18 protein-coding genes are annotated in these 15,486 nt (G+C 36.6%); 5 read left to right on the top strand and 13 right to left on the bottom strand.

The annotated features are described in order from the left end of the window. Positions 1 to 174: 174 nt before the first annotated feature. The 4 genes from J0N78_RS03230 to J0N78_RS03245 form a co-directional block, all read right to left on the bottom strand. A complete protein-coding gene (locus J0N78_RS03230) occupies positions 175 to 678 on the bottom strand; it encodes a VanZ family protein (RefSeq protein ID WP_209121589.1) in 504 nt (167 codons plus the stop codon). A gap of 281 nt (positions 679 to 959) precedes the next feature. Further along, positions 960 to 1,331 (bottom strand): hypothetical protein, encoded by a 372-nt coding sequence (locus J0N78_RS03235; protein ID WP_247747093.1) that lies wholly within the window; start codon positions 1,329 to 1,331, stop codon positions 960 to 962. 134 nt (positions 1,332 to 1,465) lie between these two features. Further along, a complete protein-coding gene (locus J0N78_RS03240) occupies positions 1,466 to 1,603 on the bottom strand; it encodes a YwzD family small protein (protein ID WP_209121590.1) in 138 nt (45 codons plus the stop codon). 16 nt (positions 1,604 to 1,619) lie between these two features. Beyond that, positions 1,620 to 2,426, bottom strand: a complete 807-nt coding sequence (locus J0N78_RS03245) for an SGNH/GDSL hydrolase family protein (RefSeq protein ID WP_209121591.1) — start codon at positions 2,424 to 2,426, stop codon at positions 1,620 to 1,622. Positions 2,427 to 2,771: 345 nt separating this feature from the next. Between J0N78_RS03245 and J0N78_RS03250 the strand changes: the two genes are divergently transcribed. Then, positions 2,772 to 3,179, top strand: a complete 408-nt coding sequence (locus J0N78_RS03250) for a hypothetical protein (RefSeq protein WP_209121592.1) — start codon at positions 2,772 to 2,774, stop codon at positions 3,177 to 3,179. Between the two features lie 261 nt (positions 3,180 to 3,440). After that, positions 3,441 to 3,947: a sigma-70 family RNA polymerase sigma factor gene (locus J0N78_RS03255; protein WP_209121593.1), complete on the top strand. Its 507-nt coding sequence runs from the start codon at positions 3,441 to 3,443 to the stop codon at positions 3,945 to 3,947. Positions 3,948 to 3,984: 37 nt separating this feature from the next. On the opposite strand, the gene J0N78_RS26475 is transcribed toward J0N78_RS03255, so the two are convergent. Continuing rightward, positions 3,985 to 4,173, bottom strand: a complete 189-nt coding sequence (locus J0N78_RS26475; RefSeq protein WP_374193856.1) for a type II toxin-antitoxin system RelE/ParE family toxin — start codon at positions 4,171 to 4,173, stop codon at positions 3,985 to 3,987. 178 nt (positions 4,174 to 4,351) lie between these two features. On the opposite strand from J0N78_RS26475, the gene J0N78_RS03265 reads away from it, so the two are divergent. The 3 genes from J0N78_RS03265 to J0N78_RS26085 all read left to right on the top strand — a co-directional run bounded on the left by J0N78_RS03265 (position 4,352) and on the right by J0N78_RS26085 (position 6,892). Then, entirely contained in the window at positions 4,352 to 5,482 is a 1,131-nt protein-coding gene (locus tag J0N78_RS03265) for a GerAB/ArcD/ProY family transporter (RefSeq protein ID WP_209121595.1), read from the top strand. A 174-nt stretch (positions 5,483 to 5,656) separates the two neighbouring features. Beyond that, positions 5,657 to 6,745, top strand: a complete 1,089-nt coding sequence (locus J0N78_RS03270; RefSeq protein WP_209121596.1) for a GerAB/ArcD/ProY family transporter — start codon at positions 5,657 to 5,659, stop codon at positions 6,743 to 6,745. Between the two features lie 12 nt (positions 6,746 to 6,757). Then, entirely contained in the window at positions 6,758 to 6,892 is a 135-nt protein-coding gene (locus J0N78_RS26085) for a hypothetical protein (protein ID WP_280637168.1), read from the top strand. A 116-nt stretch (positions 6,893 to 7,008) separates the two neighbouring features. Here the strand turns inward: J0N78_RS26085 and J0N78_RS03275 are convergent, their stop codons facing one another. From J0N78_RS03275 to J0N78_RS03310, 8 genes are all read right to left on the bottom strand, one after another. After that, a complete protein-coding gene (locus J0N78_RS03275) occupies positions 7,009 to 8,175 on the bottom strand; it encodes a Ger(x)C family spore germination protein (protein WP_209121597.1) in 1,167 nt (388 codons plus the stop codon). After that, positions 8,172 to 9,770: a spore germination protein gene (locus tag J0N78_RS03280; RefSeq protein ID WP_209121598.1), complete on the bottom strand. Its 1,599-nt coding sequence runs from the start codon at positions 9,768 to 9,770 to the stop codon at positions 8,172 to 8,174. The genes J0N78_RS03275 and J0N78_RS03280 overlap by 4 nt, the downstream gene beginning before the upstream one ends. Before the next feature lie 563 nt (positions 9,771 to 10,333). Next, a complete protein-coding gene (locus tag J0N78_RS03285; RefSeq protein ID WP_209121599.1) occupies positions 10,334 to 10,900 on the bottom strand; it encodes a Uma2 family endonuclease in 567 nt (188 codons plus the stop codon). Positions 10,901 to 11,174: 274 nt separating this feature from the next. Next, positions 11,175 to 11,360, bottom strand: a complete 186-nt coding sequence (locus J0N78_RS03290; protein WP_209121600.1) for an acyltransferase — start codon at positions 11,358 to 11,360, stop codon at positions 11,175 to 11,177. 348 nt (positions 11,361 to 11,708) lie between these two features. Continuing rightward, the gene (locus J0N78_RS03295; RefSeq protein WP_209121601.1) at positions 11,709 to 12,836 is read right to left on the bottom strand and encodes an ABC transporter ATP-binding protein; all 1,128 of its coding nucleotides are present in this window, start codon (positions 12,834 to 12,836) and stop codon (positions 11,709 to 11,711) included. Positions 12,837 to 12,957: 121 nt separating this feature from the next. Further along, a complete protein-coding gene (locus J0N78_RS03300; protein WP_209121602.1) occupies positions 12,958 to 13,626 on the bottom strand; it encodes an HAD family hydrolase in 669 nt (222 codons plus the stop codon). A 64-nt stretch (positions 13,627 to 13,690) separates the two neighbouring features. Then, positions 13,691 to 14,527, bottom strand: coding sequence for a carbohydrate ABC transporter permease (locus tag J0N78_RS03305; RefSeq protein WP_209121603.1), 837 nt, complete (start codon positions 14,525 to 14,527; stop codon positions 13,691 to 13,693). Between the two features lie 12 nt (positions 14,528 to 14,539). Further along, the gene (locus tag J0N78_RS03310) at positions 14,540 to 15,484 is read right to left on the bottom strand and encodes a carbohydrate ABC transporter permease (protein ID WP_209121604.1); all 945 of its coding nucleotides are present in this window, start codon (positions 15,482 to 15,484) and stop codon (positions 14,540 to 14,542) included. Between the last annotated feature and the right edge of the window lie 2 nt (positions 15,485 to 15,486).

Consider the following 15,486-nt stretch of genomic DNA (forward strand, 5'->3'; position numbering starts at 1 on the left):
GAAGGTGTCTGCTTATCGGCGACAAGCGCTGGAGGGCCAGCAATTAGTGTCCTGACTTTTGGACACGTTTGATGGACCGAAGCGACCTCGAGCCGATGACACCTGTAGCTAGACAAGAAAAACTGTCGTCCTTAGTAGAAAACTAACTTCTTTTCAAAAATAGAAAGCATTACTCTACGTTTTAACCAATGTACGCCTGCGATAGATCAAATAAGCAATCGTAATGCCTACTATCCCGCCAATCGTATCAAGAATTACATCCGCTACTAAAGGGGTACGGTTAGGAGTGAGAGATTGATGAAATTCGTCGAGAGAAGCATACACAATAACGAATACGAGCGAATAAAAGATGGACTTCCACTGCGGAGTAGAATACGCCCGGAATAACCGATAACAGAAAAAACCTAAAATAAAAAAGACTCCAAAATGAGCACCTTTACGAATGAAAAATTCTACAAATCCGTCAACACCTCGTGTAGAAATACTTACGACAGAGTCGGAATAAGTAAACTCAACATCCTGAAAAGCAACCTCAATAAATTCTAAATCAAACCGCTCCGATAAGCTTGGTCGTAAATCTTGCTCATGATATGGTTGCGATGAAGCAATAAAAATAATGCCTGCTGTTATAACAATAGGCAGCCAATAACTTATAAAAAAAGGAACATTTCGTTTCACATAAACCTCCAACTTTGCATTAAATCCTATGAAGTTAAATTTTTCAACGATAATAACAATCAATCTAGTTACCACTAAAACGGTTAATATGTCGTTAATACATACCCATTATAGCAAACCTACAATTCTTAATTCTACTAGCACTATCCTTTTTGAACGGATTATTAGCTTTATATCGGTAAAGGTCTAACAAGTCATATGTACCATCGCTGATAAAAATTTGTATGTATACCGGGGCCGCTCACTAACATACTTCTTCACGGGCACCCGGATCATTCTTCTCAATAGTATGGATAGTAGTATGGATATGGATAAGGATAAGGATACGGTTGCGGAACAATGTACGGTAATAACGCCAATGCCACTAAGCTCGCAAGCGGAAACCGACGACGTCTAAAGCGCCTGAACCTTCTCCTTGGAAAACCATACCCCCCATAGTCATACTGCCGATCATACCCTCCAATGTCACCTTCGCCTTCCATCACATCCTCACCAACTAACACCGTCACATTATCCGTCCCTACATCTTCAATGATGCCGTCAAAATAGTTACCGTCAGTCGTGGTCAATGTAACATGATAATATTTGTACTTATGACAATCATCATGCATTGAACGTGAGTCGTTGTAATAATTGTAGCTCTCATCCGTCATTTTACATCAACTCCTTTCACTACATGATATTCAGTGAACAAAGCTACAATGACCACTTTTTATATTTCTTCGCCTTGTACGTTAACAGCAAAAAACTACCAGTCATCTTACTCGAGCTGGTAGCTTCCTTATCATTATTTTCCTGGGCTTTCAATCAGAATACGTAAATGTTGTTCAATATCTTTCACCAAGTCTTTTAATTCAATGCCATCTTTTTCACCTTTTTGATATGCATCTAATAAAATATCAAGTAACGGATTTGGTTGTGACATGTTCAAATCTCCTAGTCTATTTTTTTCCTGTAAAAAATTCAATCCATACACTAGCCCAAAGTTCATGGCCCTGTTGATTTGGACTTAAGCTATCAATATAATTCTGGATTTCCTCATCCATAATATCCGGCCACGCTTTCCAATGATCGACGTACATGTAATCATTTTCCTCAGCATAGTCTTTTAATTCCATCACCTGTTGTAAATAATACCTCGGTTGGTAAATCGGATTCGGCGGCTGTAAAACGACGAGTACCTCTGGAGATGCAGCTTCAATATCATTCAGTATCGTCGTAATATTTGGTAACGTCTCATTCATCCTCACCAAGTTGCCATTATCATTTAAGATCAACGGTTCAAACACAAGAATATCAGGCTGAAAGCTAGCGACTTCATCATGTAATCTCGCTTTAATGACTTGATGCGTGGTAAGGTCGCCTACTTCAAAAATCTGGATATCTACCAACTCTTCTCCATATGTATGGTTCAATTCCTCAACGACCAAGTCAACCCACGAAGGTGTAGCACTTTCCCCAGCTGTCATTGCAGCCGAACCAAATAAAGCCACACGTAAACTTTCATTATTTTCTATTGCTGTAACTAGCTTTTCCTTTAAATCAACGTTGAGTTCTCCCAAAAAATCTATACTCAACCGTTCATCCTGTCCATTCTTCGACTGATGGCTCAACTGCGAACTCGATGCTACACTTACCGCATTTGCCTCTTTTGCAATCCCACTCAACTTTTGGTCATATTGTATTTTTCCGTACACTAACAAACCAACACAAAGAAGGATCGTCAATGTAAATATCAAATTTTTCATAAAAAACTCCTTAATACAAATAATCCAAATCTTATTATAACGATTTTCTTACCATTCGTATATATATTTGGGACTTTTTATCAAAAATTCAGGTAATTTGTCTTTAATATACATACTTTCCTCCTATGAAATGTATGTATCACCCAAACCATGTCGACACTACGAATCAAAAGACGAAAGTTTACCATCATATATCTCTCAAGTGGAAGCTTTTGTCTTCATTTTTTACTATCTCATTGTACACATGTTCAAAATAACACTCCATATGAAAATGATGGATATTAAAGTGCAAAGATCTTTTCGAACAGCTAGTCAAACAAACCTACATAATTGAGGTGCAAAGAAATGCTTAGATTGATTCTCTTCGCCTTTATCGGCTTTTATATTTTAACAGGAACTAACTTTGGGAAAAGTTTAATGGAAGAACATAACTTCTTTGAGGAAGGTAGTGGCATTAAAAGTGTTACGGAAAAATTAATTGGCAACGAAGCGACAAAACAGGAGATGCAAGAAGTACATGACACGAACGAGCCGACCTTATCACAAGATGAAGCAGTAACAAAAATACTCACTGCTTTCTCAATGACCGAATTACTCACAATGCTTGAAAAAGTAAAGGACGGGTTAACCGATGAGGATATTGCAGAAATGAAGGCCACTTTGAAGGAGCGCCTTCCTGCCGAAGACATCGAAGCGCTAAAACAACTCGGAAAAGATGAATTTAACAAATACTTTAACCACACGAAAAAATAAGACGTAAGCAACGTTCAAGCATGAACTGTTGAGCAACACAAATTCACCTTTAACGTACATTCCGCAGTTTTTATTGTTTTTTTCAAAATCACAGCCCGATACCTAGTCGTTTTTTCACCAATAGCCCTACCGTTATTTAAAATCAGCAAGGATAAACTGTACCGATTTTCTATAATGCGCATATGACGGGTCGGCAGAAATTCATTATTTTAAAGATACCGCGGAATACATAGAAAGCGCGCTTTCGTAAAGGATAAAGCGTTGAATCATTTTGAAATGCCCTTTGAACAAATTGTTGAGATGTACACGCCGATGGTAAAAAAACAGCTTACTCGCTTAAAAATCTACCAAAATCATGACGAATTCATTCAAGTCGGGTTAATTGGCTTATGGGAAGCTTACACGAAATTCGACCCTACGAAAGGTGAATTCAGTACATTTGCGTTTTCAAGCGTACGTGGAAGAATGTTGTCTCATTTAAGTAAAGAATCACGATTCCAAAAATTCCATGTGAACCAGTCCGATGAATTATTAGAAGTTGTTGCTGGCAATACTGACCTTCTCCCATTCGAGCTAGAGACGATTGCTCCTTATTTAAATGGACTTTCTGACCGCGAAAAGCTATGGGTAAATGAAGCTATTCTTCATGGAAAAAAGCGAAAGGAAATTGCCCAAGAACAAAACGTTTCTATTAATACCGTCAAAATGTGGCGGCTTCATGCCTTGAAAAAAATGAAGCAAAATGCGCTAATTCTATTAAACATGTAAACTACTTTCTTTTAGCAATTCAAAAACCCTTTAGTATTCACAATACATTTTGCCAATTCCTTCTACCATATAGCACCCTGATAATAGTAACAGTTTTGGTTTCTTTGACAACGATATAAAACACAATGTAATTATCAACATATATACTTCTAATCCCCATTTGAGCTAGGCGATGGTCATTCACTAAGGCATTTATAAGAGGCATATGGCATAAAAACACCTCCATTTATATATCAATATTATCTCAGTTTAACGATATATGTTCAATTAATTGGTGGCAGGTTATAAAAATAATAATAGATGCCTACACTGTTAGTTAGAGTAACCACGTCTATTTTTTAAATTGAAAAAAAGGATTGAATGTATTTTCTTCTTCTCCTACCTCACGTAAGGAGTTTTTATAGATGAGCCGGATTTCAAGCATACAGTTATTTACACTAATTGTCGTTTTTGAAGTAGGGAGTACAACGCTTTTTGCCTTAGGGATTGGCGCAAAGCAGGATGCATGGATTGTTATATTAGCAGCAGCACTTGTTGGTTTAGGGCTGTTATGGATTTATACGGAAATCCCAAAATATTACCCAAACCAAAACTTTGCAGAGATATTAGATGATACATTAGGAAAAAAGCTAGCTGCACCTTTGCTTTTTCTGTTTGGGTTAGAATTTATTAATATAGCAAGTCACAATTTTTATGAATTTGGTGTACTTATTAAAATGACGGCATTAAATCAAACTCCAATTATTGTAATTTTGTATTTATTTATGGCTGTATTGATCTACATTCTGAACTTAGGTTTCGAGGTTCTAGCACGAACGGTGGAATTATTATTACCGTACTTCCTAATTTTTCTTGTTACCATTTATATATTAACCTTATTTTCAGGGCAATTTGATTTTAGTGCGCTTCGACCCGTTTTAGGAAACGGCATACAACCTATTTTAAGTGAATTACATACGGTCATAGCATTTCCATTTGGTGAAATGGTTGTGTTCCTCATGTTTTGGCACTATGTTAACAAGCCACAACTCTTACGTAAAACAGCTTTCTTTGCTGTTGGATTAGGGGCAGTATTACTGACGATATCTTTAATTGTTATGATTTCTGTATTGGGTCCTGAGCTTGCCGCAAACTCTGAAATCCCTTTATTGGAGGCAATTTTATCCATTAATATAGGAGAAATTATTACAAACTTAGATAGTATTGCAGTATTTATTATGTTTATCGGTGGATTTTATAAAACCGCTTTGCATTTTTGGGGCTTTTCTTTAGCGGTAACTTGGATGTTTAACGGAAAGAAACCGAAATGGATTATGACGATTGTTGGGCTCCTTTTTCCACTATTTGTCCTTCATCGTTTTCCAGGTTTAGATTACCAAAGGTGGAAAGGATTAGAACTAGGGATTTATTCTTTACTATTATACGGATTCATTCCAGTGCTACTTTTATTAATCATTTTTATAAAAAAGAAGAAAATTTCTACCTCTAGAAAGGACAATGATAATGCCATCAATTCTGACGATATTAAAGGTTGATCCGCTTTTAGGCGTGCTGTACATCGGGGGAACGATTTACATTCTAATTCTAATACTGCTTATACTCTATCATACGTTTACTTTATTATTTAAGCGTTAAAACGATCAGGCGTTTGCTTCTTACCGTTTTACAACTCATTTTTTTCGATAAAATAACCAAGGAGTTCTGTAGGAATGATCCGGATTTCAAACATTCAGTTATTTGTACTTATTTTTATTTTTGAAGTAGGAAGTACCACACTGTTTGCCTTAGGGATCGGAGCCAAACAAGATGCTTGGATCGTTATTTTAATCGCCGCACTTGTTGGCCTCGGCCTATTATGGGTTTATACCGAAATCCCGAAGTATTATCCGAATCAGGATTTTTCTGAGATATTAAATGATGTAGTAGGGAAAAAAGCAGCAAAGCTTTTGCTTTTTCTTTTTGGTATATATTTTTTTGATGTAGCGAGTCATAACTTTTTTGAATTTGGGGCACTAATCCAAATGACAGCACTACCCCAAACGCCATTAATTGTGATTTTATATATTTTTATCATTGTGCTGATTTATCTCTTGCACATGGGATTTGAAGTGTTAGCGCGAACTGCTGAACTTCTTTTACCATACATGTTGTTATTTCTAATATCCATCTTTATCTTGGCATTGTTTTCGGGGCAATTTGATTTCGATGCGCTTCGCCCTGTGTTAGGAAATGGGATAAAACCAGTTATTCAAGAATTACTTAAAGTCAGAGTCCTTTCTTTTCCTTTTGGTGAAATGGTTGTTTTTATGATGTTTTGGCATTATGTTAAAAATCAACAAACATTACGCAAAACAGCTTTCCTTGCAGTTTGTCTATCTGCTTTATTACTCATTATCTCTTTGATTGAAATGATAGCTATATTGGGACCAGAACTCGCCGCACAATCTGAAATTCCTTTATTAGAAGTGATCTTAGCTATTAATATCGCAGAAATTATTACAAACTTAGATAGTATTGCTGTATTCATTATGTTTATTGGAGGTTTTTATAAAACAGCCATACATTTTTATGCATATACTTTAGCTATGACTTGGCTATTTAACGTAAAAGAAATGAAATGGATCTTAATCATATCTGGACTATTTTTTCCATTATATAATCTTTATCGGTTTCCGGGGTTAGATGTTAAAAAGTGGTTAGGAATCGGGGTGACAACTTATGATATCCCAATATTTAGCATTATGCCAATTTTATTGTTATTGATCATTCTTATCAAAAAAAGACAAAAATCTTCATAAAGGAGAATCACTATGCCGCCTATTCAAGAAATAATAAAAGAGGATCTGCTTTCTGCTGTCGTAATAATTGGAGGAAGCATTTATGGTCTTTTCTTACTAGTGATGATCCTCATTCAAGCAATTACCTTATTATTCAAGCGACGTTAAGGGATAGTATCGCTGTGTTTATTATGTTTATTGGAGGAAGCATTTACAGTCTCGTCTTCCTCCTAATCATTTGTCTATCATACAATTACTTTACTTTTTAAACGCTAACGGCATGATTACTCGGGTTGTAACGGTCCTTGCAGCAGTACTGAACTTGTTATATCAACATTTGCATTAACTTCATAGGAAACATCAGCAAATATTTCCTCCCAGTTGTCTTTTACTTTATTCCATACTTCTGGGTTTTCTTTGTTTAAAGCTTGGCCAAAGCCAAATATATCTGTTTTATACTGTTGTGCTTTTTTTACGGCTAGATCAATTTCTTCCTCGATCAATTTTTTATTTTCTGCCTCTATTTTTCTAAAATAATCCACTTGTTGTTTGCGGTCTTCAAATTTTTCTGAAGCTTGCTGGTCAGTGATTCTTCCATCTTCCTTTACTTCAATCGTAAAAGAAAATTGATTTTCTCCTTTTACTTCCGGTTTAATCTGAGACCGTACCTTTCGTACTTCAACCGTTACAAACTTACCTTCTTCTAATAAGGAGGGAAGAGAAACGGCTCCTAATTGTGCAGCTTTTTCTTCTGTTACCCAGTGATAGCCCCTTGTTTCCTTGTCATTTAAAAAACCTTTTAATTTATCCTTTTGAAATACTGCTCCTCCAATCAGCTTTATACGTTCAAAAGGTTCGGTTACCGTTTTTTCGGTGATGAAAACTCCTGCTACTGGATCGATTCCTGAAGCTAACATTTTTTTTTGAAACGTTAAGATATTGATCTTGGCAGCCTCTTGTTCGGCATTATCGATCAAGCTATTTATATATTTAGCCGGAATTCGAGCAATGTTATCTGACTTCATTTCTAATATTTTACTTGCATCGACATCTTTAGCAATGCAAAGCCATACATATCCTCTAATTTCTTTTCCTCTTTGTAATGCATCAAGAACAGGGATTAACCCCTCCTTTGCCACTCGCTCATTGATGATAATAACTTTATTATGGGCAAAAAAGCCTTTACGGTCCGTTGTTTTATTCGTACCTCGCATTGCTTCAAAAATCGTTTTTCCAGACGTAGTAACCATTAAAAAGGGTCTTTCCGGACTAGGCGTTTGTGTACTCTCAGCTGCTGGTCTTAAAAATTGTGAAGAAACTTCATATTCCCCAGTTTTCGGATTCTGATCAATCGCTAGTGCTGCAACCATTCCTATTTCCGTTAATTCTTTTCTGTCCCAACATCCAGCTAAGAATAAGATCAAAACGACGACGATGACTATTTTCTTCAACTTTGTCCCTCTCCTTCCTTCAGTGTAGGATGTTGAGGTGCGTTTTGTCCCTGTCTTTTCGATTTTTTCCACGATACCGATTGGGGTCTAGATTGTAAAGTCCATAATGGCATACGGACCAAAGCATCCTTCCACTCCCTCATGATAATCGGTGCCATTGGTGCTAGATAAGGCGCACCAAAAGATCGTAAAGAACACATATGACCTAATAAAATCAAAATTCCCATCATGATGCCATAAAAACCAAAGGCAGCTGCTAAAAATAGCAGAAAAAACCTAGCTAAACTTACGGCATCCGTTAATGCTGATACGATAAATCCTGTAATGGCAGTAAGTGCTACGACGATAACCATCGGCGCGCTGACTAAACCTGCTGAAACGGCTGCCTCACCAATGACAAGTGCTCCGACAATACTAATTGCTGAACCTACTGGTCGTGGCATCCGAACGCCTGCTTCTCTAAGTAATTCAAAAGCAATAATCATCAACATGGCTTCGATAAAAACAGGAAAAGGGACTTTTTCTTCAGCCGCTGCCATCGTAATGAGCAGAAGAGTGGGAACCATTTCCTGGTGAAAGGTGGATACAGCAACAAACAAAGCCGGCGTAACGATCGTAACAAACAAGGCAAATACGCGCAGTAACCTAATAAACGACGCCATATAAGGTCGAGAATAATAATCTTCTCCAACTTGTAACGTCTCAATAAATAAATGAGGAACCGTTAATACAAACGGAGTTCCATCGCAAAAAATTGCGACTCTTCCCTCTAATATTTTGGCTGCCACTTTATCAGGCTTTTCACTATTGCCGACGGTTGGAAAAATCGAATAAGGATGATCCTCAATAAACTGTTCAATGTAACCGGATTCTAATATCGTTTCTGTTTCGATGCGCTGTAATCGCTGCTTGACTTCATCTACGATTTTCGCATCAGCAATTCCTTCGATATAACCGATTCTGATATTTGTTTTCGTCTGCTTTCCAATCTTCATATTTTCCATAACCAAATTAGGGTTGTTGATTTTTCTGCGAATTAAGGACGTATTTACTTTTAAAACTTCATTAAACCCTTCCCGTGAACCTCTTACATTTGATTCCGTATCTGGTTGTTCCACATTTCTCGCTTCGAATCCGTGTGTGCTTGCAGTAAGAGCGGTAGCTGAGCCATCAATGAAAATAGCCGTTTCCCCTGATAAAATTCTTTCAATTACATCATCGATCGTTTGGACTTCTTGGAGGCTCGATGCACTCAGTATCCTTTTTTTAACAACCGAAAGGATATCTTCCGATGGTAAATAGGTTTCGTTTATAAAATTAGGTTCCATTAATGGCTTAATTAAATGTAAATTAATATAATCTTCATTTACAAGTCCATCCAAAAAACAAATAAATACTTTGAAGGATTGTTTGTAATACACTTCAAATTCTCTATACTTTACATCGTCACTTTTCCCTAAAATGCTTTTCAACTGAGTGAGATTTTCATCTAAAACTGTCGTGAGCTCCGTTTTATTTTGTGCCGTTTCCTTCGCTTGGAGTGAAGGATTTTTTATCGATTGAACTCTTTTAGAAAATCGAAATTTATTTAGCATACTTCATCCTCATTTAAACCAATTTTATTCTTCCTATTGTTTGTAAAAATAAGGATATAATACTATCGCTTGTTATTTTAGATAAAGATTCAGGGAGCGGGATCCTGAAACGGTGGTATTTACAATTTGGCACATGCTCTACGAATAACGACAAACGTCCCAAGTGATCATGAATCACTCGGGACGTTTCACCTTACTATTTTTTGAGAATTTTGAGTCTATAATGCTGGTTTTAGCTAATTTACTGAGACTACTGTCAACCTCCGCTACCTCATGCTTCCTTTTTATGTACTTTCCCCTTAATCTAACAGGAATCCTAGGAGCAAAACTTTAACGTGTGATAACTTTTTTTCAAGTTTGAGGCATTTATTTTTAACATTGAGGTGTTTATTTTTAAGTTTAAACATTTTATTTTCAACTTTAGCCTATTTATCGATTTTTCGACAGAAATCGATAAAATTCAACACTTTCTATTAATGTCCGTTCCAACTCGAATCATGTATCCAAGCTATTAATGAAGTTGAGATCAGCCGTCGTGAGCTCATCGGTAATTACTTTTTACTTTAAAAAATCTGATCTAAAGAAATCTCAAACCCTTGAAAGATTTGCGGTTCGATCGTATCTTCTCGAGAATATACATCTCTTATTGAAAAATGGTCATCCACTAGTAAAAAGACTTCTACATTTTCGTGATGGGGATCAACAATCCAATATTCTTTTACACCATAGGATTGATAGAGATTATACTTTGATAGCTTATCTCTTTTTGCAGAACTTCCTGGCGATAAAACTTCAATGACCAAATCCGGAGCTCCTTTACAGCCTCTCTCATCAAGCTTACTTTTGTCACAAATAATGGAAAGATCCGGTTGAACAACATTATTTACTTCATCATCTTTCTCTGAATATGACAAACGAACATCAAATGGTACTGCAAAAATTTGACACTTTTTCCCCCTTAAAAACGTTCCAAATTCAATTAGCAGCTCCCTGACGATTTTTTGATGCTGAGTTGATGGAGCTGGAGTCATACAGTAAGGTGTTCCATCGATGATTTCCCATTTTTGTTCATTATCCCACTTTAAATAATCGCCATAGGTATACTTTTGATTCGGCTGAATCAAGCTCATGTTATCACCTTCTAACAGCTTTTCTTTATTATACCAATTAGAAGAAAAATTCAAAAGCGCACATCATCTAAGAAAAAGAAGGATGATCACCAACTGCCTATAAATCTACCGTTCAAACTTCTTCGGACACTGTTATACAGCTTTTCTTACCGCAACAGGTACAGAACTCTATCGACAGCTTGTCCCACAGGTCTGGAACATTTTAACATTTACCACATCTTACGTATTCGAGAAGTGGCTCTAAATCATGTTCGAACCGCAGATCCTTACTAATTTACTCCTCTTGATGATCAAATACAAATTTCTGAACAAAGCCACATTTTGAACAAGCTTTACCGATTTGTTGTTTAGAGTTTGGGTCAATGTAGTAAATTTCCTCGTGCCCACAGATCGTACATTCAATCGAATGAAATAGTTCTCGATCACCTAATATCGCATCTAGCAACAACTCAAAGGACATCTTAATCCACCCCTCTCTTAAACGTTTTCATCTACTTTAACAGAGTTACTCGGAGAAGTAAGGCGAAACATGTAGAGCAGCTAAGAGATTTTTTCGACATTAATAGTCAGGTTTAATAAAGGATTATGGTTTATACATAAGATCCGTTCCAAATGAAAAAAAATCATCTGGAACATTTTACGGCAAATATAAGTGTTATCGAGTACGACCAGTTAACTTTAAGGTGTATTTGATCACTGTGACATAGTCGAAAAAGGCAACTTCTCGTATGAGATCGTTGCCTTTTTTTAGTGTGCAGTGGGGTTTGAGCCTCACTTGCGGAAACGTGATACAAAATGTTTCGAGGTGTCACAGTGACAGAACCATTTTTACGGATTCAATAAGAATTCGTTTTTCCGTTTCACGATCAAAAAAGTGCGCCTTTTCTAAATCAAAATTGAGCTTGATCGCTTGACCGTTATGAAATGATTGCGTTGCATCTACTCTGGCAATGATTTTCTGATCCTCTAGATCGCAATAGAGAAAGGTTTCTGAGCCCATTAATTCAGCAACATCGACGTTTACACTTACTTCGGTACTCCCGTCCAATTTTCCAGCATCTTTGTCGTAATAAATGTGCTCGGGGCGGATTCCTAAAATGATTGATTTTCCTTCATAGCCCATACTCTCTAACATTTCCTTTTTCGCATTTGGGACATTTATTTCTACATGCTTCGTCGTAAACTTCCCTTGATGAAACGTTCCTTCAATAAAATTCATCGAAGGAGAGCCAATAAAGCCGCCCACAAATAAATTTGCTGGATAGTCGTAAACCTCTTTGGGGCTACCGACTTGCTGAATCACACCATCCTTCATAACGACGATTCTCGTTGCCATCGTCATGGCCTCCGTCTGATCATGCGTTACGTATATGGTTGTTGCATTTAAGCGTTTATGGAGCTTTGTAATTTCAGCACGCATTTGTACTCGCAGCTTTGCATCTAGGTTGGATAATGGTTCATCCATTAAAAACACCTGTGGGTCACGAACAATTGCGCGTCCTAATGCAACCCTTTGTCTTTGTCCACCTGATAGTGCTTTCGGTTTACGATCAAGCATCGTTTCCAAACCAAGAATCTTTGCTGCCTCTTCGACTCTAGCTTTTATTTCATGCTTCTTGAATTTTCTGAGCTTTAAACCAAACGCCATATTATCATAGACCGTCATATGAGGGTATAAAGCATAATTTTGAAAAACCATCGCGATATCTCGATCTTTTGGAGCCACATCATTAACAACGCGATCGCCGATATAGAGCTCACCTTCTGAAATATCCTCTAGCCCTGCAATCATCCTTAACGTAGTGGACTTCCCGCAGCCTGATGGACCTACAAATACAATAAATTCCTTATTTTTCACTTCTAAATTAAAATCTTCTACAGCAGTAACATTTTTATCGTAAACTTTACGGATATTTTTTAAATTAATATTTGCCATTGAGTTCGACTCCTTCAATATTATTACTACTTTTGAATGATGAGCTCTTCGTATGAATGAAAGAGAGCCGTCGATGTTGTTTTAAATAATCGGGTGGCGTTGTAGCCAGATCACACCACACCTACTTTGCAATCGTTGAGGAAGCAGCCTCTATTTTAAAGTTAGTGAAAAAGTCTTGAATAGTATTAAATAGATAATTTGGTTTACAATTACTTTGTTCGAGCGTTCCATATAAATTGATCAAAACCGATTCAATTCCAGCTTTTTCAGCTGCCAAAATATCAAATCGACTATCCCCAACCATAATCGCGTTTTCCGGCTTTGTATTTAAAAAGCTTAACGCCTTTTCAAGAGCATCCGGAGCAGGCTTGTGGTTTTTTACATCCTCATGGGCCACAATCACATCGAAATATTGATCTAATTGAAACTGTTTTAGGATCTCTTCCGTTATCTTACGTCCTTGATTCGTCACAATGGCTAGCTTAAACCCTTTTTGCGATAAGCTGTTTAAACCTTCTTTTACAAATGGAAATGGCTGAACTTGTTCAGGATAGCTTTTCATTTTGATCTCTTTATAACAAGCTATAATTTCCGTTGCTAGAGCTGGATTTATAGCCGATAAAATTTCACCGTAGACCACTCCAAAGTTTTGCTCTAACAACTCTAGATAATCTCGTTTTGGATCAAATCGCTTTGTTGTTTCATATGCCGCATGGACAAGGCAATTTTTACTATCAAATAATGTTCCATCTAAATCAAATAAAATTGTTGTTTTTTTAAATTCAGTCATATTCACTTCTCCTATATGTTTATCTGCATTTTAATTGCTTGTTTTCATCGAATTACTAGAATGTTTATTTAAACGTGTTGTTTGCCATGGCTTTCATAATATATTTTTGAGCAATAACAAATAATATGACAATTGGAGCCATTGTGATCGCACTTGCTGCCATAATGATGTTCCAATTCGCAACTTCTGTACCTGGAAACGCTTGTTTTAACATCACTATCCCCATCGTCAATACCCTCATATTTTCTGAATTCGTCACAATCAGAGGCCAAAAATAGGCATTCCAGCTACCAATGACGATGAAAATCGCTAAAGTGATAACGGTTGGTCTAGCCATAGGTACCATAATTCCATAGATGATTTGGAACCGATTGGCACCATCAATTTTTGCCGCTTCGATCACGTCACTATTAATAGATTTAAAGGCTTGTCTTAATAGGAAAATGCCATAAGCCGAAACGGCACTCGGAACGATTAACCCCCAATACGTATCAATCCACCCTAATTTTGACATCATGACATATACAGGAATAAACGTTACTTCATTCGGGATCATGAGGGCCACAAGAACAATAATGAACAGTGTATCTCTCCCTTTAAAATTCCCTTTCGCAAATGCATACGCAGCTAAAATATCGACATTTAACTTAATAATTAAAATCCCGATCGTTTTAATGACGGTATTCATTGTATAGGTGGCAAATGGCGCCGCTTCAAAGGCTTCTTTGAAATTGGACCAAACAAAGGTTTGAGGCCATAATGTCGGAACAGCACTACTAATTTCTGATAAAGGCTTTAGAGATGTAATCAGCATCCAATAGAGCGGGAAAAACATTAACAAAGTAATGACAATCGCTATAAATATTCTAGATGTTGAAAACAGTAAACGTATGGACTTCATCTTTTTTTCCCACTACCTTTCATAATGAACTTTTCTCTTCGAAACTTTCATCAAAATAACTGTTAAGGCAATTAAAATTGCAAATAAGATCATCACCGCAGCTGATGCCCTGCCAGCCCGAAACTCACCAAACGCCATTTCGTAAATCCAAAATACTAATACATTGGTTGCATCTAAAGGACCGCCACCTGTCATAACGTCAACAGATTGAAAGACTTGCATCGACCCTAAAATAGACGTGATTAACAAGAAAAGCGTAATTGGTGTTAAAAGCGGAAGTGTGATAAATCGGAATTTCTTAAAATGATTGGCACCATCTATTTCTGCAGCTTCGTAATAATCCTTTGGAATTCCTCGTAAGCCTGCCAAGAAAATAATCATCGAATAGCCTACACCCTTCCATACCGAAACAATAACAATCGCAATCATGGCCGTACTCGGGTTATTTAACCAATTAACAGTATCAATTCCGAAAAAAGTGAGGGTTTGATTTAATACCCCATATTGACCATTAAAGATCCAAATAAAAATCATCGCACTAATAACCATTGAAATATAATGCGGCATAAATATGATTAAACGCATGACACTAAATACTTTTGAAATTTTGTCAAACAATATAGCGAGCACAATACCAATGGATAATGTTAAAACAACATCAAGCACCGTGTACCATAGAGTATTTAATAGGACTTTATAAAACAAATCGTTGGTAAAGATCCATTCATAATTTTTAAGTCCAACAAAGTTTTTAGTAGGTTTAATAAAATCCCATTTTGTAAAACTCAAATATAGCGTATTGATTAATGGGTAATAAGTAAAAAGAGTAAGTAAAAATAGAGCCGGTAAAATTAAAGAAAAGTCTTTGATTTTTTCAGAAGTTTTGTAGGAAAGAAATACTTTTTTCTTTTTCCTTTCCAGCACATTACTTTTACGTATAGGTATGCTTACTTTCATCT

This window comes from Alkalihalobacillus sp. BA299, from assembly GCF_017745675.1.
Taxonomy (GTDB): domain Bacteria; phylum Bacillota; class Bacilli; order Bacillales; family Bacillaceae_F; genus Alkalihalobacterium.